This is a genomic window from Halomonas sp. ISL-56 (genome assembly GCF_018612805.1).
Taxonomy (GTDB): domain Bacteria; phylum Pseudomonadota; class Gammaproteobacteria; order Pseudomonadales; family Halomonadaceae; genus Vreelandella.
The window spans coordinates 28,545-52,524 of the sequence record NZ_JAGGRO010000019.1 but is presented as its reverse complement, the minus strand read 5'-3'; the positions used below and the strand labels follow the sequence as shown (position 1 = coordinate 52,524).

The following is a 23,980-nucleotide window of genomic DNA, read 5'->3' as shown; positions in this document are numbered from 1 at the left end:
TTACCTTGCGCGGCGCGAAACCGCTACAATAGAGAATACCTGAGAGTACGAACTGCCACGACGAATGAGACACACCTATTTATGTCTATCCAGATACGTCTAAACGGTGAACCCCATACGCTGTCGCCTGGCCTAACCGCCGCTGACTTAGTTGAACAGCTGGGCCTTAGCGGTCGTCGTATCGCCGTCGAAATTAACGAAGAGATTGTCCCCCGCAGCCAGCACGCCGACACCCGTCTGGTCGATGGCGACCATGTAGAAGTTGTGCATGCCATTGGCGGCGGCTAAAGGAAACACTATGATCCAGTTAACTCATGAACCGCTAGCCGATACCCCGTTCACTATCGCTGGACGCGACTTTCACTCGCGCCTGCTGGTGGGAACAGGCAAGTACAAGGACTTTACCGAAACCGGCGCTGCCATTGCCCAAAGCGGCGCTGAAATCGTCACCTTTGCGGTGCGCCGTACTAATTTAGGCCAGGACGCCGATGCGCCCAACCTGTTAGACGTTATTTCCCCCGAGCGCTACACCCTGCTACCCAATACTGCCGGGTGCTACAACGCTAAAGATGCCGTTCGCACCTGCCGCCTGGCCCGTGAGCTGCTCGACGGTCACAAGCTGGTCAAGCTGGAAGTGCTGGGCGACGACCATACGCTTTACCCCAATGTGGTCGAGACGCTAAAAGCCGCCGAAACGCTGCTTGCTGATGGCTTTGACGTCATGGTGTACACCAGCGACGATCCTATTGTGGCACGCGAACTGGAAGCCATGGGCTGCTGCGCCATCATGCCGCTAGGTTCACTGATTGGCTCAGGCCACGGTATTCAAAACCCGCATAACGTGCGTTTGATCGTCGAGCAGAGCAGCGTGCCGGTACTGGTTGATGCAGGCATTGGCACGGCATCAGATGCTGCCATGGCGATGGAGCTAGGCTGCGATGGCGTGCTGCTCAACACCGCCATTGCCCACGCCCGCGACCCGATACGCATGGCCAACGCCATGAAGCTGGCCGTAGAAGCCGGTCGCGATGCGTTTTTAGCCGGGCGCATGCCGCGCCGCCAGTCCGCCGATCCCTCTTCACCTTTCGCTGGCCGTATTAACGGTTAATTGATTCGAGACCCCATGACTGAACCCAAAAACGCCGCTAACGAAAGCAGCCCCGCCCCTGAAAGCAACGCCACCACAGGCCCGGAAAGTACGGATGCACCGCTGCATCGCCGTGGCATTAAAAGCTACGTCATTCGCGCGGGTCGTATGACCCAGGCGCAAAACCGTGGCTTAGAAGATATTTGGCCGCGTTTTGGCCTGACCATCGCCGACGGCCGTCAAGACCTGGACGCCCTGTTCGGCCGTCAGGCACCGCGGGTAGTGGAAATCGGCTTTGGCATGGGCAACTCGCTGATTGAGCAGGCCGAAACCCACCCGGACACCGACTTTATCGGCATAGAAGTCCACGCTCCCGGCGTTGGCAAGCTGCTGGATGAAGTCGATAAACGTGGCCTGACTAACCTGCGCGTTTACCGCGAGGATGCTTTGGCCGTGCTTGAGCAGTGCCTGCCCGAAGGCTCGCTGACCACGCTACAGCTGTTCTTCCCCGACCCCTGGCCAAAGAAGAAGCACCACAAGCGGCGTATCGTGCAGCCCGCTTTTATTGAGTTGATCCGTACCCGTTTGATGCCCGGCGGCACTTTCCATATGGCCACCGACTGGGAAGCCTACGCGGAGTGGATGGCCGAGGTAATGGAAGCGGCCCCCGGCTATGCCAACACCGCCAGCGCGGAAACAGCTCCCTACGTGCCGCGCCCGGCGTTTCGTCCGCTAACCAAGTTTGAAGCGCGTGGCGAAAAACTCGGCCATGGTGTGTGGGATTTGATTTACCGTCGGGAAGCCTAAACGTTCTGCCAACTAGATTGACAGAGAAGGTTTATTGCAGCGTTAGACGCCACGGTCAGAATCAATCCTGAGCGGGCGTCTGTTAATTATTAAGCGATATTAAGATACCCATTTGATGCAAGCTGTCGATTTCAGCGTATATCTCTTCGCAGAAAGATTCAGCCACGTTACTTAACGGCCTGTGTTTAGATTTCAGTAAGGCAATTTCCCACTCAATGGTTGGTTCCATTGGCCTTGATACAACAGCTGTTCCCTGAAGTAGTAGTTCTGCAATCGGGTCAATCACTGCGACCCCAAGTCCGCGATCAACTAATGCGCATACCCCGCGCATATGGCGCATTTCAGCGGCAATATGCCTTTTTATATCAATGGTCTGCATGATGTAGTCCACCCTTGCACGCAGTGGGCTATCTGCCATTAGCTCTACGAATGTCTGATTTTGTAAGCTTGTGATCGAGACAACGTTTTGCTTAGCAAGCGGGTGCGTACGATGCATGATGCAGCGTGCGGAACAGCGCGCAAGACTACTGACTGTTGCCCCATAAGTGTCGGCTTCCAGCGTTATCCCCAGCGCCACATCACAAGTATTGTTGTCGATCATTTTAAGCAACTCTTGCAACCCTGCGTCGATAACTCGAACGCCTACATTAGGGTGATTTTGTTTAAAGCGCTTAATGACATCGAGTAAAAAGGTGTCGCAAAAAATGGGCTGGGCAGCGACTACAACGCTGCCCAACTGGTTATTAGCAATAGCATCCGCGTCTTTTTGAGTGTCTCGAATACTCGCCATCAGTCGTAAAACGGACGCATGGTATAAAAATGCTTCTGGCGTTGGCGAAAGCTGGTTACGGGCACGTTTGAACAACGCAAAGCCTAGCTCGTCCTCCAGGCCGATTAGCAAGCGGCTTACCATTGACTGACTAATACCTAGCGTTTCTGCGGCAGCCTTCGTCGTGCCGTGTTTCATAAAGGCATCAAACGCTTCAATTTCTTTTATTTTCATGGTGTTAGTCCCACTCAAGAAGTCTTTTACTCAATAAGCAGCGAATAAAAACAATGTTTATAAACAATAAGCTTGCAACTTTGGCTCACCACTAGAACAAAATCGAATACTAAATCGAATTGTTGCAACAAATTTCATACCTGTCTATGTTAAAAGCGCTGGGTTCAAAAATGCTATTAACAAATCCACTCCATGAAAGCTATGCAATAACGATTGCGGAGATAAGTATGAAACTCACCTTAAGCTTAGCGGCAGCAACGCTGCTCGCTGCCTCCACCGCTTATGCTCAGAGCTACCCCTCAGAACCCGTCACGCTGGTGGTCCCTTATGGCCCTGGCGGCGCCTCCGATCTGGCGGGAAGGGCGCTAGCGGAGTCGGCTCGCGAATATTTAGGCCAGCCTGTCACGGTCGTCAATCAAGCCGGCGCAGGGGGAATGACCGGCGCTCGCGATGTGACACAGGCTGACCCCGATGGGTACACCCTGCTGTTAGCCCGCGTCGGCATGGCGCTATCACCGGCGGTCAACGAAAACAGCAGTGTTGATTGGGATGAGTACACCTTTATCAGTCCGCTTGAAGCCACACCGATGATCCTCGCCGTGGCCGACGACTCACCCTATGAAAGCGTTGAGGAGTTGCTGGAAGGCATCAAAAACGACCCTGGTGCGATGAGCTACGCCGCTTCCGGTGCCACTGCCATTGATGGTTTTACGGTGCAGTCACTACTGGCTGACGTGGAAATGGATCCGCTGACAGCGGCAACGCTGATTCCCTACCGAGGGGGTGGTGAACTCGCAACAGCGCTACTGGGCGGGCATGTCGATTTTCTCGCCATCGCAGCAGCATCGCTGATGCCGCATATCGAGAGCGGTGATATGCGCCCGTTAATGGTGTTCTCTCCAGAGCGCATGGAAACACTGCCGGACGTGCCGACGGCTGAAGAGCTGGGTTATGAACTAGCTGGGCAAGTGATTGGCTGGAGCGCTCTATATGGCCCGCCAGATCTACCTGAGGACGTTATGAATACCTGGGCAGAGGTAATGGAGCAGGTCGCTGAAGATGAAATGTGGCTCAGCCGTGCTGATGACCGCGGCTCAATTTCCACTATTGGCAGCGTCGATATGCAGACCTACGCCAAGGAGCAGTACGAGTTTTACCGCACCTTAGCTGAACAGTTTGGCTACCTGGAATAAACCAGCGTTAAACACTTCATTATCACTGCATACAACAGCTATTCACTGGAGGGGTCATGGGTATAACACGCGGTTTAGTTATTACGGTGCTGTTCGGTATCGTTCTGTTTTTACTGATACCCGCCTATGTGCCCCGCCCACGCTTTATTCCCGGATTTGCTCCGCCGCCTGATATGTGGCCACGCACAGTTTCCATGCTAGGCATGGCGCTGGGCATACTGCTTGTTGGGCTGTCTTTTTCACGTAAAACCGAAGCCATCGCCGACCCTGAAGATGCCAGCGCCATCCGTGGTAACACGCCACTTGTCACGCTGCTCACTCGCTTCGGCTGGACGGTACTTGCCTTTGCGCTGTTTATCGGCTCAGTGATGCTGCTCGGTTTTTTGCTATCGAGCATTCTGCTGTTAATGGCGATGCTGATACTGACCGGTTATTGGCGCCATAAAGTGGTGGCAGCCATCGTGGCCGTCGCACTCCCACTGGTGCTCTACCTGTTTTTCTCCAGCGCACTCAATACGCGTTTCCCTGTCGGCAGCCTGTTCAAGGCTATCGGTATTTAACCTACCGCGTATAGGACTGACCACTATGCTCAACGACCTGCTGGTTGCCTTCCAGGCGGTTGCTACCCTTGAGAATTTTTTGATCATGGCCGCCGGTATCTGGGGTGGCGTGATTATCGGCGCTATTCCCGGCATGACCGGCACTATGGCGGTGACGCTGGCGCTGCCCTTTACGTTTTATATGCAGCCGATCCCGAGTATTTTATTACTCGTTGCGCTCTACAAAGGCTCCACCTATGGCGGCTCGGTCTCGGCGATTTTGATCAAGACGCCAGGTACTGCTTCAGCCGCCTGTACCACCCTTGACGGCTACCCGTTGGCCCAACAGGGCAAGGCGGGCAAAGCCCTTAACATGGCGCTCTACTCGTCCTGTACCGGGGATTTTATTTCCAACCTGTCGCTGATTTTTATTGCCGCACCGCTGGCGCTCCTCGCGCTGCGTATCGGCCCACCCGAATACTTTATGCTGATGATTTTCGCGCTCACCACCGTGGCTGGGGTGTCAGGGCGTTCACTGCTGCTTGGACTAGTATCGGCGTGCTTAGGGCTACTGTTAGCCACCGTGGGCGAAGATATGTACGGCTCGTTCCGCTTTGATCTCACCGTGGATATGCAGAGCGGGCTTGCCGTGGCACCCGTGCTCATCGGTCTGTTTGCGATCCCAGAGCTGCTTAAGATTATTGTTTTTCGTCACAACCAAAGCCATAAACCCATGCAGTTGGGCGATAACCGGGTAACGCGAGATGAGCTGCGCCGATCCTTAAAGGCAATGCTTAAAGGCAGCATGATTGGTGTGGTGATGGGGGCCATTCCCGGTATTGGGCCCTCGGCAGCGGCGTTCTCTTCCTACGGCGAAGCACAGCGTAGCTCAAAGAACCGCGAAAACTTTGGTAAGGGCGAGCTAGAGGGGATCGCAGCATCCGAGTCCGCTAACAATGGCTGCTGTGGCTCCACCATGATCCCGCTGTTAGCGCTGGGCGTGCCGGGCGATGTGATCACGGGCGTGATGCTGGGCGCCTTTATGATTCACGGCATGACCCCAGGCCCGATGCTATTTGAGAACAACCTTAATGAGGTTTACATGCTGTTTATTGGCATGCTGTTCTCGTCTGTTTTGCTGTTTGGTGCGGGTAAAGCAACGATGCGCTTTTTCTCGCATATCTCGCGAATTCCACCGGGGTTGATGGCGCCGATTGTGCTAGCGCTTTGCGTCTTCGGTATTTTTTCGATCTCCAACAGTATGTATGACGTCATCGTACTGCTGGCGATGGGCATCTTTGGCTTTTTCATGTACCTATTCGCCATACCCGCCGCGCCCTTTTTAATCGCCTTCATTCTCGGCCCGATGCTGGAAGAGAACCTGCGTCGTGCCCTTGCGCTCTCCCGTGGTGATCCAAGCATCCTGGTCTCGTCGCCTATCACCTGGCTATTCGCTTCGCTGGCGATATTTGTGGTGGTCGTGACGATTCGTCAGCAGCTCAAGAAAACCAAGGCCTGAGCCAAAGATTCCCTTATTGCCAAGGATTTAACGCTATGCAAGCTAGTGCTACGCCTAACGCTCACCCGCAGTTGGAAGCCGCGGTATCACACCTCGCTGACCTGATCGCATACGACACAACCAGTGCTTACTCCAATCTCGAACTTATTCATCACATGGAGGAGTTCTTCGCCCGTCTGGGCGCGGAGGTGAAGGTGTTGCCCCATGAGAGTGGTGAAAAAGCCAACTTGGTCGCCCGCCTGGGCCCGGCCAACGTGGCTGGCATCGTCCTCTCCGGCCATACGGACGTGGTGCCTGCCAACCCGAAGAGCTGGCAAAGCGACCCTTTCAAAATGGAGCAGCGCGGCAGTCGCTTGTTTGGGCGTGGTACTTGCGACATGAAAGGCTTTGCAGCGTGCGTTATGGCCGCTGCACCTGCGTTTGCCAACGGCGAACTACAGCGACCTTTCTATTTCTGCTTCTCTCACGATGAAGAGGTGGGCTGCCTGGGCGCCCCCGCCATCGCACGCTACTTAGCTGGGCTCAAGGTACCACCGGCTCTGGCGATTATCGGCGAACCCAGCGAAATGAAGCTGATTAACGGTCAGAAAGGCAAGATCGCTATGCGGGTAACGGTGCGCGGTGAAGGGGGCCACTCATCGTTTTCCCCGCAGCATGTCAACGCGGTGGAGTATGCCTCGCGTATTATCACCATGATCGCCGAACGATCACGACGATATGAGCAAGATGGCCCCTTCGACCACGATTTTACCGTTCCTCACGCTACAACGCTGACCACTATGATAGAAGGCGGTGTGGCAACCAACGTGACCCCCGACACCTGTAGCTTTATCTTTGAGCTACGTAGCATCGACCAGGAGGCAGCCGCCACGGATATTCAAGCGTTGATCAGCGATATTGAGGCCACTCTGCTCCCCGAAATGCAGCGCCAATCAGCCGATGCCGCCATTGAGTGGCAACAGTTATTCGCCTACCCCGCCATGGGGGACGCTACCGACAGCGATATGTTTAAGCAGCTTGAGCCCATTCTTCCCGAGCGCGGGGGCAAGGTTTCTTATGGTTCAGAAGGTGGTGTGTTCGAGATCGATGGCGGCATACCCTCGGTGATTATTGGGCCCGGCTCTATTCGCCAAGCCCACAAGCCCGATGAGTTTATTGAGATTGATCAGCTCAGTCAGTGCCTAGCGTTCTTCGATGAGTTAAACACTTGGATGAAACACTAACGCCCACACGAGTGGAGGTGAGTCATTTGGCACTTACCCGGTGCATGGTGCCGTTGCCACTTTCAAAAGCATCAATGTTCGCCAGCGTGGTCTCGGCGATATTGGTCAGTGCCTCTGCGGTGAAGAAAGCCTGATGGCCGGTGATCAACACATTGTGGAAGGTGGTTAGGCGCATAAACTGATCATCGCTAATCACGCTGTGGGAGAGGTCTTCGAAGAACAGTTGCTCCTCCTCTTCATAGACATCCAGCCCTAATCGGCCAATTTTGCCGCTTTTCAGGCCGGCTATAACGGCTTGGGTATCGACCACCCTTCCACGGCCAGTATTGATTAGCATGACACCCTCCTTCATCTGCGCGATGGCATCGGCATCGATCAAGTGGTCTGTGTCTGGCGTTAGCGGGCAGTGAAGCGAGATAATATCCGCTTCGGCATACAGCGTCTCCAGCGGCACGTACGCTACAAACGTCTTCGCCTGCGGATTGGGAAACGGGTCACTGGCCACTATTCGGCAACCAAAGCCGCGCATTATATCGGCAAAAATCAGCCCAATATGTCCAGTGCCAATAATACCTACCGTCTTGCCGTGTAGGTCAAAGCCGAGCAGACCATCCAGGGCAAAATTGCCCTCCCTCACCCGGTTGTAGGCACGATAGGTCATGCGATTAAGGCTTAGCACTAAGGCCACTGCATGCTCCGCCACAGCATGGGGCGAATAGGCAGGTACCCGAACCACCGTGATGTCTAACCGTTCGGCGGCAACCAAATCAACGTGGTTGAAGCCCGCTGAACGCAGCGCCACTAATCTTGTGCCACCGTAATGCAGTTGCTCTAACACGGCGGCATCAAGGCAGTCATTCACGAAGGCGCAAACCGCGTCAAAACCGTTGGCCAAAGGGGCGGTGTCGACCGTCAAGCGCGCCTCTAAAAAGCTCAACGAATGACGCTCTGCTGCGTTAGCACGAGTGATAAAAGTGCGATCGTAGGGTTTAGCGCTAAATACAGCGATGCGCATATCTCTATTCTCCCAAAGCAAGCTAAAGGTGGTCTACAGGGACAGCATAGGTGACGGGAGTGGCACGAGCAGCACCTTTCACGCCTTGCTCTGGCAGAGGTTGGTTTATTAATAAAGGGGTAGAAAAAGAAAGCCGCTCCAATGGAGCGGCAAAAAGACCGTGACTAGCAATGAGAGGGAGAAACCATGACAGGAAACTGGCGGTTTCTGTCCTGGTTGCCAACGTCTCATCAAACGCTGACAACTACACTGTAATAGTTCTCATTTACCACGTCAATACAAATACGAATATTTTTTATTACCGCTTGCAGATGGCAACGTTCATAGCCGCTCCCGCCCCCTCGATAGAGTACAAAAAATTGGAACCCACAAAAAAAGAAAGCCGCTCCAAAGGAGCGGCAAAAGACCGTGACTAGCAATGAGAGGGAGAAACCATGACAGAAAACTGGCGCTGATTCTTAAATCAACAGCTGTCGTGGCTGCCAGCGTCTCATTAAACGCTGACAATCACACTGTAATAGTTCTCATTTACCCCGTCAACACAAATACGAATATTTTTTATTTAGTTTTGCCAGCCTTCCTGTCAGCTAACCAGCTGCAGCCAAAACGGCAGGGTAAGCATGGCTAGTAAGGTTTGGCCGGTAATGATCGCGGCCATCAGCTCGGCATCGCCGCCCAGTTGGCGGGCGAGGATATACGCAGAGGTCGCCGTAGGGAGTGCTGCAAACAGCAGCGCCACATCGCGACTGACCGAATCCAACTGTAGTATCCAAGTTAACGCCAATACCAGCGCAGGCATAAGCAGTAGTTTAATGCTATTGGTGGCCAGCACGCCGCGGTCAATACGCAGCAACGCTGCCGGGCGCAGCGCCACGCCGACGGCCACCAATCCTAATGGCAGCGCCGCACGCCCCAGTAGCGCCACCGTATCTTGACTCCAACCTGGCAAACCAATGCCCGAAAGGTTCAGGCCAATGCCCCCAATGCAGGCTAGTATCAGTGGGTTTTTAATCAGCGCCATGGCGCTTTTACCCACGCTTGCCCCACCCAAGGTACCCGCGCTGACAAAGCTTGCCACACACATCACGTTAACCACCGGCACCATCAACGCTACCGCCACCGCCGCAGTGGTCGCCCCTAGGCTACCGTGTAAGGCAGCAGCCCCTGCCACACCCACATAAGTGTTAAAGCGCACCGCGCCTTGAAAAACCGAGGTAAAAGCAGCAGGCGTCAGTTGAAGCCAGCCGCGCAAACGCCAAAGCAACAAGCCAAACAGCCCCATCGCGCCGAGTAACACCATGGCGAGGCGGCCTACCGGCACTTGGCTCACATCGGCAGTCGCCAAGGTGCCCACCAGCATGGCGGGAAACAGCACAAAATAGATCAGCCGCTCCATCTGCGGCCAAAAAGTGTCGCTAGGCCAACGCCAATAGCCAAGCACAGCGCCCAGTAAGATCAATAGAAATAGTGGGCCTAAAGCGCCAGTGATACTCTCCATTTATGTCCCTTTTGCCTGCGACATCCCAGCACAGCGATATCGGCGCGATTACTGGTACCATGGCTGTAACACCCCGTCCCCACGGCTTGCGTAGCGATTATTCTGCCATGAAGATGATATCAAAACCTGCACCCCCGGCGGGCTTCCCCCTCTTAAGGGTACTGATACTGGTCACTGGCTTGGCGCTAGCGGCCTGCGCGTGGTATGCCTTTTCACACTGGCTCCACCGCGACAGTGATGTGACATGGTTTCCGCCCACTTCAAGCTGCAACTTGCATGCAGAACCCTGCTCCGCCACCTTGGGTGAGTTGGGCCGCATCACGCTCCACGTTGAGTCCGATGGGCGGATTGACGCATTGGAAATATTACCTCTGGAAGTGGAAGTCGATGGTGTTACCGCGTCCCAGGTCGAGGTTGATTTTATTGGCCGGGATATGGATTTGGGATTACATCGCTTTGCCCTTAGCGCAGGTGCGCCCGGCCATTTTAAAGGTCAAGCCCAAGTGGGAATTTGTACTCAAAGCGTTATGCCCTGGCGAGCGCGTGTCATACTGGAAACCGCAGAAGGCAAAGTGGGTAGCTGGTTCGATTTTGACGTGATTCGGAGTTAACGCATATGGCAAGTAAACCATTATGGCTAGGCGCGGGTGTAGTCGCAGTGTTGCTGGTGGCCAGCGGCATTGGCCTCTACCAGTATGCTTTCGCCCCCAAAGAGGGAGAGCCCGTGGGCGGTCCGGTTGAACTACCCTCTACCCAGGGTGATTTTTCGTTGACCCAACTGGACGAGAATCAAATCGCGATTGTTTCGTTTGGCTATACCTACTGCCCCGATATTTGCCCGATGACTCAGTCGGTAAAACGCCAAGCACTGGCCCAGCTCTCCGAGGAGCAGCGCGAGCGCGTGGTGCCGGTGATGATCACCGTTGATCCCGAACGCGACACCATTCCGCGCATGCAAGAGTACATGGGCTTTTTCGGCGAGGCGTTTATCGGCGCGGTGGGCAGTCAAGAACAGCTAGAGGATGTCGCCTCACGCTATGGTGTGATATGGCGAAAAGTCGAAGCGCCGGACTCAGCAATGGCCTATACCATTGATCACAGCGCCTCGCTTTTTTTAGTCAACCGCGAGGGCGATATACTCCAGCGAGTGCTCTACTCACCCACGCCTCACGGCTTAGTGTCAGCGTTAGAACATGAACTTGGCGGTTAATCGGCGTTTCTTTTAATCGGCTTGTTCAGGCGCGGCTTGTAAACGATCCAACATGGCCATTAACGCGCCAATTTGGGTGCCATTACGGGTATCGTGCTGCGGGCTTAACTGCCAGGTACTTTCAGCAAACCCCCACCAGTCCCAGCAGCCCTGCGGGTTCGCCATACTGCTTTCGGCCTGAGGATAGAGCACGATTTGCTGATGCGCTGCTGCCCAAGCATTTAGCCCGGTGTAACGTATGAACGTATCGCCAATAGCCTCTGCGTTCATTTGGCAGCCGTGCAATGCCAGTGTTACCGGGCACTCGCCCGCATCGCAGCCTTCGGGTATAAACACATAGCCCGTGTCGGATAGGCCCTTTACCGCAAATTCTGACTGATCAAATGCGACTAACTCGCCACCCGGCTCACCACCTTCTTCACCACTGCGTTCGCCAGGGACGTCTCGCTCGGGGTAGAGCCAATCCAGCATTTCTCCCGCGATATCGTCATCGCAGGATAATAGAAAGCTACCACCACCCTGACGACAATCGCCCCATTCCTGGGGCCCTGGGGCGGCTTCACTGGGTAACCGTACCGGCCAGCCATGCCCTGCATTGTCGCTGCGTGCAACGCGCAATTGGTCAGGCGTAGCTAGCCACTGCTGCCACTGTTCAGCAAGCAAATCGCCGAGCAGTGGCTCAACCACCTCATCCTCTTCGCCATGCCACACATAGACCCGGAGCTGACTAAGTGCCTCAGCGCTACCTACCTGTTCAAGCCCGAGATAGCGCTGGTGACGCGCCTCCAATTCATCCAACGAAGGCGCGCCGCGGCGGGTCATCATGCATTGGTTAAGCGCCAAGCTCAGCGAGCCCTGCGCGCAACTCCAAGGCCCCGCCGCTAGCACGCCCAGGCCACTAAACCGCTCGGGCCAGGCCACCGCCAGCTGGGTAGCCATATAACCGCCCGACGATACCCCCACCACGCTAGCCTGCTCACTTGAAGCACTTAAGGCTGGCAAATCCTCGGGCTCGTCGGTGGTATCAGCTTGCGCTAGCAGCGGTGTACACAGCCCCAAGCAAACCAGTGTCTGAGCGAAAACGTGCAGGTTAGAAGAGGGGGTTGAAGTCATCGCTTATTCAACGCCTAGCAAGTCAACGCGGAACGTTAGTACTTCGTTAGGCCCGATCGGCCCCTGGCCATTCTCGCCGTAAGCAATATCAGCCGGAATATACAGCATCCAGCTATCGCCGACGCTCATCATCTGCAGCGCTTCCTGCCAACCCTCGATCACTTGGTTGGTTTGAAAGCTGACGGATTCACCGCGCTCAAAAGAGCTATCGAAGACAGTGCCGTCTAACAGCATGCCTTCATAGTTCACTTCAACGGTATCTTCAGGGCCAGGCTTGGCGCCATCGCCGGATTCAAGCACTTCATACTGAAGGCCAGAGTCAGTCACGGTCACTTCCTCGCGCTCAGCGTTCTCGGCCAGGAAGGCTTCACCCTCTTCGAGATTGTTCTGCGCCAGCTCTTCGGCTTCCGCTTGCCGCGCTTGCATGGACTGCTCTTGGAACGCCATCAACGCTTCGGTCATCTCTTCTTCATTGAGCGCCAAGTCATTGCCTTCAAACACATCGCGCATGCCGTCTGTGAACGCATCGAGATCTAGGTCTTCGATGTCTGCCTGCATGCTTTCACCCAGGGTGACACCCAGGCTATAAGCCAAGCGCTGTTCATCAGTTTCTGGCGCTGCCGCGGCAAAAGGAGCGACCAAAAGCAAACCTGTCAGAGCCGTGGTAGAGAGCAATTGTTTCATGAAAGATCCTTTTATCTTGTATATAGCGGCGCCGAACGCCAATCAGTATCACACAAAGACTAACACCCACCGCCCCGAGCTGCATCTTGGGGGTGGTGGGTGTTAGTAAGACCACAAAATGAGAGAGAGGTTTAGCGGAATTAGACGACCAGCGTAGGGCAGTGTGCGGCACCCGCCACACGCTGAGAAACGCTGCCCAACAACGGGTTCTTCTCGCCATTGGTGCCCTGGGCGCCAATCACAATCAGGTCGCACTCTCGCTTACGGGCAAAGCGCACAATAATGCGCGAGGGCCGCCCCCCTTTCACAAAAGCGCGCACGCGGGCACTGTCCGCACCCAGTTCAATCGCATGGGATTTCGCATGCACAGCGATCTCAGTGGCGTACTCTTTTAACGCATCATCTGGGATATCCAGCTGGTTAGGCCGCACCATAGAGAGCGAGGCTTCCAGCAGGCTGTGGTGTTTAAACACGCACAGCAAATAGAGCTCAGCGCCGGTTAGCATATGCAAGCCCACCGCCTTTTCCAGCGCCCTTAAGGCGCCTTTAGAACCATCCACCGGGACTAAAATGCGATTAAACATTCGCGTACTCCTTGTGGCTGTTTAGCGGAAGGCAACATCGCGTAGGAACAGCGCAATTTGCGGGAACATGATCAGCAGAGCGGCCGCTAAAATCAGCATGAAGATAAACGGCGGCGTGCCTTTGATCACATCCCAATAGGGGCGCTTGAAAATCGCAATAGCCGTGAATATATCGCACCCAAAGGGCGGGGTTGCTGAGCCTATCGCCACCTGCAGGGTAATCAAGATACCTACCAGCACAGGATCTAGGCCCGTTGCCGCAATGGCGGGCGCAAAAATGGGCGTTAGCACTAGAATGACCACGATCGGGTCAACAAACATACAGGCCACAAAGAAGGAGATACAGATGGCGATCAATACCCCGGTCGGGCCCGCATCATTGACCCCCACCGCCTCCAAGATCATTTGTGGAATCTGGGCAAACGAAATGATCCACGAGAAGCCATTACCCACTGCCACCAGGATAAATACCACGGCGGTAATCAAGCCGGTAGATTTAGCGATGGCATAAATGTCGTTCATTTTGAGCGAGCGGAAGACCACAAACTCGAGTAAAACGGCATACAGTACGCAGGCGGCAGCGGCCTCTGTCGGGCTGAAAATACCACCGTAGATCCCGCCCACGATGATGACCGGAAAACCTAGTGGCCACAGCGCTTGTTGAACCGCTACTGCACGCTCTTTCCAGCTCGATTTTGGCTCGGTAGGTACGTCTTTTACGATGGCATAAATAACGCTGTAGGCCGAAAACATCAACAGGATCATTAACCCTGGCCCAATCCCGGCAATGAACAGCTCGCCAATGGAAGTACCCGAGATAACCCCGTAAATAATCATACCGATACTGGGCGGAATCAAAAACGCAATGTCGCTGGCATTGATGATGAGCGCTAGCGTGAAAGAGTCCGAATAGCCCGCTTTGAGCATTTTAGGACGCAGCGGCGAACCAACGGCGACCACGGTTGCCTGGGTAGACCCGGACACAGCACCAAACAGCGTGCACGAAGCCGCGGTGCTGACCGCTAGGCCTCCTTTAACGTGGCCAATAAACGACATGACCATATCGATCAGTCGATTTGCCGACTGTCCACGGGTCATGATATCGGCGGCTAGGATAAACATGGGCACAGCAATGAGTGAGGCCGGGCGTATGCCCGCCATCATCTGCTGAATCAGCGTATCCATTTGGCCGAAACCGTTAAACATCATATAAAAGCCAATTACCGCGGCGGTAATCAGCGGAATCATCATTGGAAAGCCCAGCAGCAGCAGGGCAATCATGGTGGTGACCATTATTGTCGTCATAGCTGTTCCCCTAGGGTGCAGTGTCCCGCGTTAGACTTCTGTTTCGGTGTCTTTGTAACCATCCACCACGCCCGTCGAAAGATAGACATCGTGGGACGTGAAGTTTTTAACGGCGGTCAGCAAGTATTGAATACCGGTGATTAGAAAGCCCATCGGCACCCACAGGTAAATGATCCACACTGGTAAGCCCAAGGAAGGCAACACGCGACCTTTGCTCTGCAGATCAATAATATAAACAACCGAATAGTAGAGTAAGAAAAACATCACCAGCGCAGTGAACAGCGCAATGCAGATCATCAGCACTCTACGCCCACCGACCGGCAACGCATCATAAATAGCCGACATACGAATATGGCGACCGTGACGCGCGGCATAGCCAATGCCCGCAAAGGTAATCATGATGATTAAAATTCTATTCAGCTCACCAGAAAACATGATGCTGTTGCCAAATACAAAGCGAGCAACCACGTTGGTGACCGTATTCAGCGCCATTAGCAAAACACCCATCGCGAGAATCACGGCTTCTATTTTGCTAATTGCAGTGTCGATCACACCTAACACGCCCGGCAAACCGGAGCGGTAACTCTTTTCCATCTCATCATCGGTCATGGCCGGACTCCTTTTGAACGGCTCTAACGGCATCAGTTAAGTGCCGTCGGCACAATAAACACAGCGTTATTCAAGACCTATCTACTGCACACCTGTCTAGCTCACATCTACTTCGTACCATTGGCCAGAAGTGAACTCTAGCGTAACGGCATGCAGCTGCAGGTGATTCAACGCTAGATGTACGTAACCCGACAGTAACGACGTTAAAACAGCCCCGAATGGCCTACGCCTTACCACCGCACAATAAAAAGGGGCAGCCTTTGCTGCCCCCTGATAATCACTCGTGCGCCACTATGGCTTAGAGAGTGATTACTCGTTGGTTACGGCTTCAAGGTCAGCTTTAAACTGCTCAAGTAGCTCTGCACCACCTTCACCCGTCATTTCCAGGAAGGCTTCTTCGACCTGCGGAGCACGCTCACGGAAGGCTTGGATTTGCTCTTCATCAAGACGTGTCACCGTCACTTCATCAGACGCTGCCTGAATCTTCTCTAGCGACTCTTCAGCCAAGCCTTTGATATGTTCAATCGTGTGGTCATACGCAGCTTCAGAGGCTTCGTTCACCAGCGTTTGATCTTCTTCAGATAGGCCTTCGTAGAAGTCTTGGTTGGCCATCATCGCAGTGGTAAACCAGCCATGGCCGGTAAATGTCAGGTGCGGAGACACCTCGTACAAGCCACCGGACTCGATCCAGAAAATTGGGTTCTCTTGACCGTCAATGATGCCGGTCTGCAAACCACCGTAGACTTCACCCCACGGTAACGGCGTCGGCGTAGCGCCGAAGGCGTCGTAGGTCTCTGTCAGTAGCGGGTTTGTCATGGTACGGATTTTTTTGTTATTTAGCTCATCAGGCGTAGCGAACGGCTCATTGGTGGTGATGACCATTTCGCCTTCTGGATACATTTTCAGCAGTTCTAAGCCTTGCTCGGCATAAAGCGCTGGAAACATCTCATTGATCGCCTTACTTTCGTCGAAGAACGTCAGTACGGTCTCTTCGTCGGTCGGTAGCAGGTAAGGAATAAAGAAGATTTGCGCTTCAGGGATCAGGGCGCCAGTGAAGCCAGGCGATTGGTTTACAAACTGCAGAATACCGTTCTGGGTCTGCTCCATAATGTCGTCAGACTCACCCAGTTCACCAAAGCGGTAAACTTGTACGGTGTGGTCTGAGTTATCTTCAATATACTCTTTAAAAGCGTAGGCAAAAACGTCTTGAACGTCGCCTTCATACTCTTCGTGAGCGTAGCGCCAGTTGTCTGCTTGAGCAGCGGCGCTGAGACCAAACAGCAGTGCACCCACACTGGCCGTGGTCAATAACTTGGTAGTGACAGAATTAATAGTAGAAACGGATTTGCTTGCCTTCATGCGATGTTCCCCTTGCAGTGGTAAGCGCGCTGTACGAGTGCGCAACAACCTAGTTTTTAAAACCCGTTTTGAGAACCCAATTGTCTAAATTTAGGTTAATTCAGGTCAGCTCTGCGTTTCTCAACACGGGCTTGTTATTCGCTAATCGATATCCGCTTACAGACGATATCTACACACAGTATTTACACAAACAATGCTGTTCATACTGCACATTCGCGGGCGAATAACGCTAGGTATTTCAAAAACAGCTTAAATTCAGGCTAGCGCGCTCCTCGGTGAGGGTCAAGCTGGCAAGTAAGCGTATGTAGCGCATCGAGACATACATTTTGCGCTTTCAAGGCGTCGCCAGAGAGCTGGTCAACTTGAGTAGAAAACAGCTGCTTTCGCAACCATTTAGCTGCATCTAGCGACATTTCGACAACGTTTACCACACGTTGCTCATCGCTTGGTGACTCCCATACCCACGTTTGCCAACGTTGAAGGTTCTCACGTTCAGCCATCAACTCTGCCTGTTTAATAGTTTCGCGCAGAGCCGCTATGGACTCGCTTTCCGCCGCAGTGGCTTTTAAATCGCGCCGTAATCCGCGCAACACCCCCGTCACACGGCTCTGCCAAAGGCGCCGTTGCTCACGCTGACGAGCCACCGCTGTAGGTATGACTTCAAGTCCGCAGGAGTAGAGCCAACAGTGAAACAGCACCTCGCATACATCTAGTTCGGCCTCCTCTTGAAGCCTCAGGCAAGCTGCTTCAACGCCGGGCTTGGCATACAGCGCCAGTGCAAAATCCCATAACGGTGTCTGCTGTAGGCGCTGCAATCGGGTAGAATCAAGCGCAATAGAGTTTCGCATCAAATGACCCACTTTCTTCGGGAGAAGGCATGATCGCACTGCGCCAAGTCGCCCTGCAACGCGGCACGCAAACGCTACTCGACAACGCGGACGTTACCCTTCATAACGGGGTAAAAGCCGGGATTATCGGGGCAAACGGCGCCGGTAAATCGAGCCTGTTCAAACTTCTGCTCGGTGAGCTTGCCCCCGACCAGGGCGATGTCGAGATGAGCGGCGGCCAGCGCATTGCGCATATGGCCCAAGAAGTTGACGCCCTCGACCGCCCGATTATCGAGTATGTACTCGATGGCGACTTGGCGCTACGCAAGGCTGAAGCCGATTTATTGGCTGCCAGAGAAGCCGGTGAAGCCCACCGAGAAGCCGAGCTGCACGGGTTAATTGAAACCCTGGATGGCTACCGCGCAGAATCACGCGCGGCGCAGTTGCTGGTGGGGCTAGGCTTTATTCAGTCTGACCTTAGCCGCCCGCTGTCGGCGTTTTCCGGCGGCTGGCGGATGCGGGTCAACCTCGCCCGCACGCTGTTTATGCCTTCCGACCTACTGCTACTCGATGAGCCCACCAACCACCTGGATCTGGACGCCCTGCTGTGGCTGGAGCAGTGGCTGACCCGCTACCCTGGCACCCTGCTGCTGATTTCCCACGACCGCGACTTCCTGGATGCGGTGTGCGACCACATCGTGCATATGCATCACCAAACCCTGGAGCTGTACCGCGGTAATTACTCCCAGTTTGAGCGCACCCGTGCCGAAAAGCTTGCCCTGCAGCAAGCGGAAGCCGCCAAACAGCAGGCGCGCCGGGAAGAGATTGAGCGTTTTATCGCCCGCTTCCGCGCCCAGGCGACCAAGGCGAAGCAAGCGCAAAGCCGGGTCAAAATGCTCGAGCGGATGGAAGATATCGCCGTTGCCCACGTCGATTCCCCCTTCCACTTTACGCTGCCCGCAGCCGATAAAACCTCGCACCCACTGCTGGTGCTGGATCAGGCACAGTTGGGTTATCCCGGTGAAAATGGGGGTGATGACAATGTGCAGCTGGATAAGGTCAACGTTACCTTACTGCCCGGCAGCCGCATTGGTCTGCTGGGCCCCAACGGAGCGGGTAAATCGACGCTGATTAAGTCGCTCACCGGGGAACTAGCACTGCTCAATGGCAAGCGCGTACCCGGCGAGCACTTGGCGATTGGGTATTTCGCTCAGCATCAGCTTGAAGGGTTGGATGTCACCTCGACGCCCTTTGTGCACGTGCAGCGCCTTTCGCCCACCGCCAGCGACCAGGAGATTCGTAACTTCCTGGGCGGCTTTGGTTTTAAGGGCGATGACGCCTTCGGCAAAGTCGCCAACTACTCCGGCGGTGAGAAAGCCCGCCTGGCGCTGGCCCTCGTCGCTTGGCAAAAACCCAACCTGTTACTGCTCGATGAGCCCACCAACCACCTGGACTTAGAGATGCGCGAGGCGCTGACCCAGGCGCTGGCCAGCTTCGAAGGCACGGTTATTCTGGTCTCCCACGACCGTCACCTACTGCGCGCCACGGTGGATGAGTTTTGGAAGGTGGCGGATAACCGCGTCGAGCCCTTCGATGGCGATTTGGAGGACTACCGGGTTTGGCTCAAAGCGCGCCTGGAAGAGAGTCGCCGGGATTCCCGCGGTGAAAAAGCCGAGCGCCAGAACCAGCAGCCCAGCGGCGACAGCCGTGAAGCGCGCAAGGCGTCGCGCAAAGCGGCCGCCGAGCTACGCGAAAAGCTGCGCCCGCTGAAAAAACAGCGCGATCAGGCGGAAAAAACCATGGAAAAAGCCCAGCAGGAACTCGATACAGTAGAGCAAGTCCTGGCAGACCCAGAGCTTTATACCGACAGCGCTCGCAAAGCCGAACTAACCAAGACGCTTAGCCAGCAAGCGGAAATTAAAGCACGTTTAGATGCGTCGGAACGGCAGTGGCTTAGCGCCGAAGAGGCCATGGAGGCGGAGCTGCTCGCCAGCGAAGGTGCGGAAAGCTAGCGCTAGAAAACCAAACTAGTTTTCCAGCAAAAACGTTACCGGGCCATCGTTGATAAGCGCTACCTGCATATCGGCGCCAAACTCACCGGTGGCCACGTTCGGCCAGGCAGTTTGCGCTTGGCTAACCAGCAAGTTAAACAGCTCTTCACCTTTGGCTGGGGGAGCGGCGCTGGAGAAGCTGGGCCGCAGCCCTTTGTGAGTATCTGCTGCCAGAGTGAACTGAGAAACCAGCAGCAAGCCACCGCCCACCTGCTGTAGGTTGTGATTCATCTTACCGTCAGCGTCGCCAAACACGCGGTAGTGGAGCAGCTTATGCAGCAGCTTTTCTACAGCGGCCGCGTCATCGTGCTTCTCCACCCCCACCAGCGCCAGCAGGCCGTGATCGATGCTGCCAACGATCTCACCTTCAACCTCTACGCTGGCGCGCTTAACGCGCTGAATGAGTGCCTTCACAAAGCTTCTCCGAACTAACAAACGGCGATTATAACGACTGCTTGTTAATTTATCCCTAGCAGCGCATCGCGAAAGCCCTCACCTAGTGGGCGCTCGCCGAGCCAAATGCTAAACATCGCACTGGCAAACTCTGCATTCTCCTCTTCAAGCAGCACCTCTCCATTTAGCGCCAGACGCAGCTGCTCGCCGTTCCAGCTAAGCAGGTAGCGATCTCCAGGCACTACGTCCCGATAGCGCTGATTTAAACGCGCAAGTGGCTCTTTAATCTGATTGAATTCATACAGAGTGAGAGTATCTTTGAGCGTTTTCTCAGTCGCTTCAGCAAAGTCGGAGGCGTCGATGGCGTGAAAATAAGCCAACTCCAGACGCCGTGGTACGTCGCTCAACGGCTGCGGCTGGGTTTCACCTTCAAGTTGGTAATAGGCGCCAGCGTAGGCCGTCCAGATCATGTAACGAAACACGCCGCTCCCGATCAGGCCATAGCGCTGGCCGTGTTCCTCTACGGTGCGCTCAAACACCTCGCCTTTTTCGGTCACACTGCTGGCCATCGCCCAGGGCATTAACGAGAGCCCCGCGAGAAGCAGTGACAATTGAACGACACGCCTAGCACCCAATATGCATGTGTACATAGAACCTCCTTACGGCATAATATCTATACATACCGATAATAGAAATAAAGGTTCCGTACAATACTCACTATTGTCAGCACAGTACTTTTTCTAATAGCACTTATTTCTAATAGCACTTATTTTTTAATAGCACTCGCTTACCAAGCGCGGCAGAGCATTAGATCGCAGTGCGGTTCACACAGCAGCATCTCGGTTAGCTGGCTGGTGTGATGGGGCTGCCCGCGACTGCCAATCATCACCAGATCCGGCGAGTGGCGCTTCATGTACGCCTGCAGCACGTCACAGGGCGCGCCTTGCTCTAGCACCAATTCAACGTCGGGCACGCCGTCAAGCTCTCTCATCAGGGTATCAATTTCATTATTCAACTGCTCGCGTAGCCGTAGCACCTCATGCTCTCGCCAGTGGGCGTAATAGGCTTGCGAACCCAGTTCGCGTTCACCGGGCAGTGTCCAGGCGTGCAGTAGGGTGAGCGTGGCTTCAGGAAAGCGAATCAGCGCCTCTTTCAAGGTATGCCGCGCCGTTAGTGAAAAATCGATCGGCACCAGGATGTGCTGCCAAGGTTGGGTGGGCTGATGAGAAGAGACCACCACCGGGCAAGGGGCGCTGCGCAGCACGCGCATAGCGGTAGTGCCCGCCAGCAGGTCTTTTTGCCCGCGCTTGCGATGCATGCCCAGCACAATCAGCTCGGCATTGCGCTCGTGGGCTTCACGGACAATTTCAACGTGAGGTGAACCGGTCACGGTCTGGATCAGCGTTTTCGGCGCCTCCAGGGCGTAGTCTTCGCGTAGATCCGTCAGCATGGTGGTGATGTCTTCCACCACCGCGCTCTCGACATCACGCAGCACACGCCGCGGCAGGTAAGGATCCAACACGTGCAGCACATCTAGCTGTACCCCTCGGGCGTAGGCCAAGCGTAATGCCCGGGCAAACGCCGCGCGATTGTCAGCAGAAAGATCGGTGGCGAATAGGATCGTACTTGGGTTCGTACTTGGGATAGTACTTGGGTTGGTACTTGGGATCGAACGAGGCATGGCGAAACGCTCCTCGGCTGAGCAACTCAGCCTTACAAGCCGTTAAGCAAACACTCCTTAGCATGGTGCGCAATGCGGTTTCTGGCAAGTTACCGATTGCCCACATGCCTTATCGCACTACACCCCATCACCACCAGGCGTGAAAATGATGCACCGGGCCGCGGCCTTTGCCTACATTTAGACGCACGCTCGCTTCTAACGCCGCGTGCAGCCACTGCTTGGCATCGCTGATCGCGGCTACCGGGGCATCCGCGTCGGCATCCACGGGGAGCTTCGCCAGGCAGGCGGCAATCGCCGAAGAGAGCGCACAGCCGGTACCGTGTAAATTGTCGGTATCGATACGCGAGGCGGGCAACCACTCATGGCCGTTGGGGGTTGCCAATAGATCCGGACAGGTCGCCCCCCTTAGATGGCCGCCTTTTAACACCACATAGGGCGCGCCCAACTGCGCCAAGCCCGGTAGCATCGCCTCCATGGCGTCTAAGCTGGTGGGCGACGGCGTGTCGAGCAGCACCGCGGCCTCCGGCAGATTAGGGGTAATCACATCGGCCAGTGGCACGAGAATATCGCGTACAGCGCGAATGCCTTCATCGCCGACCAGAATATCGCCGCTCTTAGCGACCATCACAGGGTCGAGCACAATCCAGCGTGGGCGGCGCTGACGCAGCACATCGGCGATCACCTCGGCGACCTCGCGGCTGGCCACCATGCCAATTTTAACCGCCTCTATCGCCACATCATCCAGCAGGTGCTCCAACTGCTCGCGAATGGCCTGAGGGGCAACAGGGTATACCGAGGCCACGCCGCAGGTGTTTTGGGCAATCACCGCGGTAATTACGTTGGTGCCGTAAACGCCGAGGGCTGAAAAGGTTTTTAAATCGCCCTGTAGACCAGCGCCACCGGACGGGTCGGAACCCGCGATGGTAAGCACATTGCGAAGATGGGAATGGGTAGACATGAGGCTCCTTCACGACAAAATCGGCAAAACAAACGCCACTGTGCGCCTGCTTTTAAGATACCCACTAGGATACCCAAGCTGCGCGCCTTATGCTGCCGAAAACGTAACTGCCAGCCACACAAAAGCCGCCCGCAGGCGGCCATTGCGTTCGTGTACGTCGAGCACGGCCAACTATTGGGCGGTGTCACCTTCGGGGTTGCGGGCGTTGTAGTACGCTTGCTCGGAGATGGCGTGGTAATCCTCAACTTTTTCCTGGAACGCTTGATAAGAGTCATAGATACGCGTGGCCAGCTCGCTTGATTCCGCCAACTCTGCAACCACATCAGCCGAATGTTCGCGGGCTTGAGCGAGTACATCGTCAGGAATGCGGCGTAACTCAACACTGTGCTCGTTGACCAGGGTTTCCAGCGCGTCGTTGTTACGCGCGGTGTACTCATCCAGCACGCTTTGGTTGATGTCGCTAATCGCGCTACGCAGGATCGCCTGCAGATCCGCTGGCAGCTCCGCATAAGCCTCTTCGTTAACGATCGCCTCGAACATCACCGTCGGCTCGTGCCAGCCTGGATAGTAGTAATAGTCGGCAGCTTGATGCAGGCCAAACGCCAAGTCGTTATAGGGGCCAATCCACTCGGTTGCGTCAATCGCCCCCGACTGTAGCGAGGTAAAGATTTCGCCGCCAGGCATGTTAACAATGGCCACGCCCATGCGGCTCATGACTTCGCCACCCAGGCCGGGCATGCGCATTTTCAGGCCGTTTAGATCGTCAACCGAGTTAATTTCTTTATTGTACCAGCCGCCCATCTGCACGCCTGAGGCACCCGCGACCATTACGTCAACGCCAAAGTCATCGTAAAGCTCGTTCCACAGCTCCATGCCACCGCCATAGCTTAGCCAGGCGTTCATCTCTTGGGCGTTCATCCCAAACGGCACAGCGGCAAAGAACTGTGCGGCAGGTGCTTTGCCCTTCCAGTAATAGGAGGCAGAGTGGCCAAGTTCAGCGGTGCCGTCGGAAACGGCGTCAAACACCTCAAAACCCGGCACCAATTGGCCAGCCCCGAAGACCTCAATGGTCAAACGACCATTCGACATTTCATCAACCAGCTGCGATAGGCGCTCAGGGCCTTGGCCAACCCCTGGGAAATTCTTCGGCCAGGAGGTGACCATTTTCCACCGAAACTCGTCTTCTTGTGCCTGGGCGTGATTATCAACACTAGAGACCACCAGCAAACTGGCGGAGAGAGCGGTCGTCATGGCAATGGCGACGGGGAGTGTTTTGGCTTTCATACAATAACCCTCTTACTTTCTATTATTACTATTATTGA

Annotated in this window: 25 protein-coding genes; 10 read left to right on the top strand and 15 right to left on the bottom strand. The window is 55.0% G+C overall.

Translation table 11 applies throughout. The annotated features are described in order from the left end of the window. Positions 1-81: 81 nt before the first annotated feature. The 3 genes from thiS to trmB are packed head-to-tail and all read left to right on the top strand — an operon-like array spanning position 82 to position 1,894. Positions 82-288 carry a sulfur carrier protein ThiS gene (gene thiS, locus J7J49_RS16085; protein ID WP_007112347.1) on the top strand — a complete coding sequence of 69 codons (207 nt, stop codon included), beginning with the start codon at positions 82-84 and terminating at the stop codon, positions 286-288. Between the two features lie 10 nt (positions 289-298). Then, positions 299-1,108, top strand: a complete 810-nt coding sequence (locus J7J49_RS16080; RefSeq protein WP_215094009.1) for a thiazole synthase — start codon at positions 299-301, stop codon at positions 1,106-1,108. A gap of 15 nt (positions 1,109-1,123) precedes the next feature. Then, entirely contained in the window at positions 1,124-1,894 is a 771-nt protein-coding gene (trmB, locus tag J7J49_RS16075; protein WP_215094007.1) for a tRNA (guanosine(46)-N7)-methyltransferase TrmB, read from the top strand. 82 nt (positions 1,895-1,976) lie between these two features. Here the strand turns inward: trmB and J7J49_RS16070 are convergent, their stop codons facing one another. Next, positions 1,977-2,897 (bottom strand): LysR family transcriptional regulator, encoded by a 921-nt coding sequence (locus J7J49_RS16070; protein ID WP_082906731.1) that lies wholly within the window; start codon positions 2,895-2,897, stop codon positions 1,977-1,979. Positions 2,898-3,124: 227 nt separating this feature from the next. Here J7J49_RS16070 and J7J49_RS16065 point away from each other — a divergent pair, with 227 nt between their 5' ends. From J7J49_RS16065 to argE, 4 genes are read left to right on the top strand one after another with little or no spacing between them, the layout of a single operon-like run. Beyond that, positions 3,125-4,090: a Bug family tripartite tricarboxylate transporter substrate binding protein gene (locus J7J49_RS16065; protein WP_251048362.1), complete on the top strand. Its 966-nt coding sequence runs from the start codon at positions 3,125-3,127 to the stop codon at positions 4,088-4,090. Positions 4,091-4,146: 56 nt separating this feature from the next. Next, positions 4,147-4,650: a tripartite tricarboxylate transporter TctB family protein gene (locus J7J49_RS16060; RefSeq protein ID WP_215094003.1), complete on the top strand. Its 504-nt coding sequence runs from the start codon at positions 4,147-4,149 to the stop codon at positions 4,648-4,650. Between the two features lie 25 nt (positions 4,651-4,675). Further along, complete coding sequence (locus tag J7J49_RS16055; protein ID WP_215094001.1) at positions 4,676-6,148, top strand: tripartite tricarboxylate transporter permease; 1,473 nt, start codon at positions 4,676-4,678, stop codon at positions 6,146-6,148. Between the two features lie 35 nt (positions 6,149-6,183). Continuing rightward, positions 6,184-7,371, top strand: coding sequence for an acetylornithine deacetylase (gene argE / locus J7J49_RS16050; RefSeq protein WP_215093999.1), 1,188 nt, complete (start codon positions 6,184-6,186; stop codon positions 7,369-7,371). A gap of 22 nt (positions 7,372-7,393) precedes the next feature. Here the strand turns inward: argE and J7J49_RS16045 are convergent, their stop codons facing one another. Both J7J49_RS16045 and J7J49_RS16040 read right to left on the bottom strand, forming a co-directional pair. Further along, the gene (locus tag J7J49_RS16045) at positions 7,394-8,386 is read right to left on the bottom strand and encodes a 2-hydroxyacid dehydrogenase (protein ID WP_064235709.1); all 993 of its coding nucleotides are present in this window, start codon (positions 8,384-8,386) and stop codon (positions 7,394-7,396) included. Between the two features lie 583 nt (positions 8,387-8,969). Next, positions 8,970-9,884: an AEC family transporter gene (locus J7J49_RS16040; protein WP_215093997.1), complete on the bottom strand. Its 915-nt coding sequence runs from the start codon at positions 9,882-9,884 to the stop codon at positions 8,970-8,972. Between the two features lie 2 nt (positions 9,885-9,886). Between J7J49_RS16040 and J7J49_RS16035 the strand changes: the two genes are divergently transcribed. Both J7J49_RS16035 and J7J49_RS16030 read left to right on the top strand, forming a co-directional pair. Continuing rightward, positions 9,887-10,495 (top strand): hypothetical protein, encoded by a 609-nt coding sequence (locus J7J49_RS16035; protein ID WP_251048361.1) that lies wholly within the window; start codon positions 9,887-9,889, stop codon positions 10,493-10,495. A 5-nt stretch (positions 10,496-10,500) separates the two neighbouring features. Beyond that, positions 10,501-11,094 carry an SCO family protein gene (locus tag J7J49_RS16030; protein ID WP_215093995.1) on the top strand — a complete coding sequence of 198 codons (594 nt, stop codon included), beginning with the start codon at positions 10,501-10,503 and terminating at the stop codon, positions 11,092-11,094. Between the two features lie 12 nt (positions 11,095-11,106). On the opposite strand, the gene J7J49_RS16025 is transcribed toward J7J49_RS16030, so the two are convergent. From J7J49_RS16025 to J7J49_RS15995, 7 genes are all read right to left on the bottom strand, one after another. Continuing rightward, positions 11,107-12,207 (bottom strand): alpha/beta hydrolase family protein, encoded by a 1,101-nt coding sequence (locus J7J49_RS16025; protein WP_215093993.1) that lies wholly within the window; start codon positions 12,205-12,207, stop codon positions 11,107-11,109. A 3-nt stretch (positions 12,208-12,210) separates the two neighbouring features. Beyond that, a complete protein-coding gene (bamJ, locus tag J7J49_RS16020) occupies positions 12,211-12,891 on the bottom strand; it encodes a BamJ family beta-barrel-assembly machinery protein (RefSeq protein ID WP_064235715.1) in 681 nt (226 codons plus the stop codon). Between the two features lie 140 nt (positions 12,892-13,031). Next, complete coding sequence (locus tag J7J49_RS16015; protein WP_022521256.1) at positions 13,032-13,475, bottom strand: universal stress protein; 444 nt, start codon at positions 13,473-13,475, stop codon at positions 13,032-13,034. Positions 13,476-13,496: 21 nt separating this feature from the next. Then, complete coding sequence (locus J7J49_RS16010) at positions 13,497-14,780, bottom strand: TRAP transporter large permease (RefSeq protein ID WP_064235716.1); 1,284 nt, start codon at positions 14,778-14,780, stop codon at positions 13,497-13,499. A 30-nt stretch (positions 14,781-14,810) separates the two neighbouring features. Further along, a complete protein-coding gene (locus tag J7J49_RS16005; RefSeq protein ID WP_215093991.1) occupies positions 14,811-15,389 on the bottom strand; it encodes a TRAP transporter small permease in 579 nt (192 codons plus the stop codon). A gap of 309 nt (positions 15,390-15,698) precedes the next feature. Further along, on the bottom strand, positions 15,699-16,748 hold the full coding sequence (locus tag J7J49_RS16000; protein WP_064235718.1) for a TRAP transporter substrate-binding protein: 1,050 nt from the start codon (positions 16,746-16,748) through the stop codon (positions 15,699-15,701). Positions 16,749-17,008: 260 nt separating this feature from the next. After that, positions 17,009-17,596 (bottom strand): TIGR02444 family protein, encoded by a 588-nt coding sequence (locus J7J49_RS15995; protein WP_064235719.1) that lies wholly within the window; start codon positions 17,594-17,596, stop codon positions 17,009-17,011. 29 nt (positions 17,597-17,625) lie between these two features. Between J7J49_RS15995 and J7J49_RS15990 the strand changes: the two genes are divergently transcribed. Next, on the top strand, positions 17,626-19,587 hold the full coding sequence (locus tag J7J49_RS15990) for an ATP-binding cassette domain-containing protein (RefSeq protein WP_215093989.1): 1,962 nt from the start codon (positions 17,626-17,628) through the stop codon (positions 19,585-19,587). A 15-nt stretch (positions 19,588-19,602) separates the two neighbouring features. Here J7J49_RS15990 and dtd read toward each other — a convergent pair whose 3' ends face one another. From dtd to J7J49_RS15965, 5 genes are all read right to left on the bottom strand, one after another. Further along, entirely contained in the window at positions 19,603-20,040 is a 438-nt protein-coding gene (gene dtd / locus J7J49_RS15985) for a D-aminoacyl-tRNA deacylase (protein ID WP_215093987.1), read from the bottom strand. A 44-nt stretch (positions 20,041-20,084) separates the two neighbouring features. Then, on the bottom strand, positions 20,085-20,669 hold the full coding sequence (locus J7J49_RS15980) for a chalcone isomerase family protein (protein ID WP_215093985.1): 585 nt from the start codon (positions 20,667-20,669) through the stop codon (positions 20,085-20,087). A 137-nt stretch (positions 20,670-20,806) separates the two neighbouring features. Next, positions 20,807-21,700, bottom strand: coding sequence for a universal stress protein (locus tag J7J49_RS15975; RefSeq protein ID WP_215093983.1), 894 nt, complete (start codon positions 21,698-21,700; stop codon positions 20,807-20,809). A 127-nt stretch (positions 21,701-21,827) separates the two neighbouring features. After that, positions 21,828-22,658: a bifunctional hydroxymethylpyrimidine kinase/phosphomethylpyrimidine kinase gene (gene thiD, locus J7J49_RS15970; protein ID WP_215093981.1), complete on the bottom strand. Its 831-nt coding sequence runs from the start codon at positions 22,656-22,658 to the stop codon at positions 21,828-21,830. A 171-nt stretch (positions 22,659-22,829) separates the two neighbouring features. Continuing rightward, complete coding sequence (locus tag J7J49_RS15965; protein ID WP_064235724.1) at positions 22,830-23,942, bottom strand: TRAP transporter substrate-binding protein; 1,113 nt, start codon at positions 23,940-23,942, stop codon at positions 22,830-22,832. Positions 23,943-23,980: the final 38 nt, after the last annotated feature.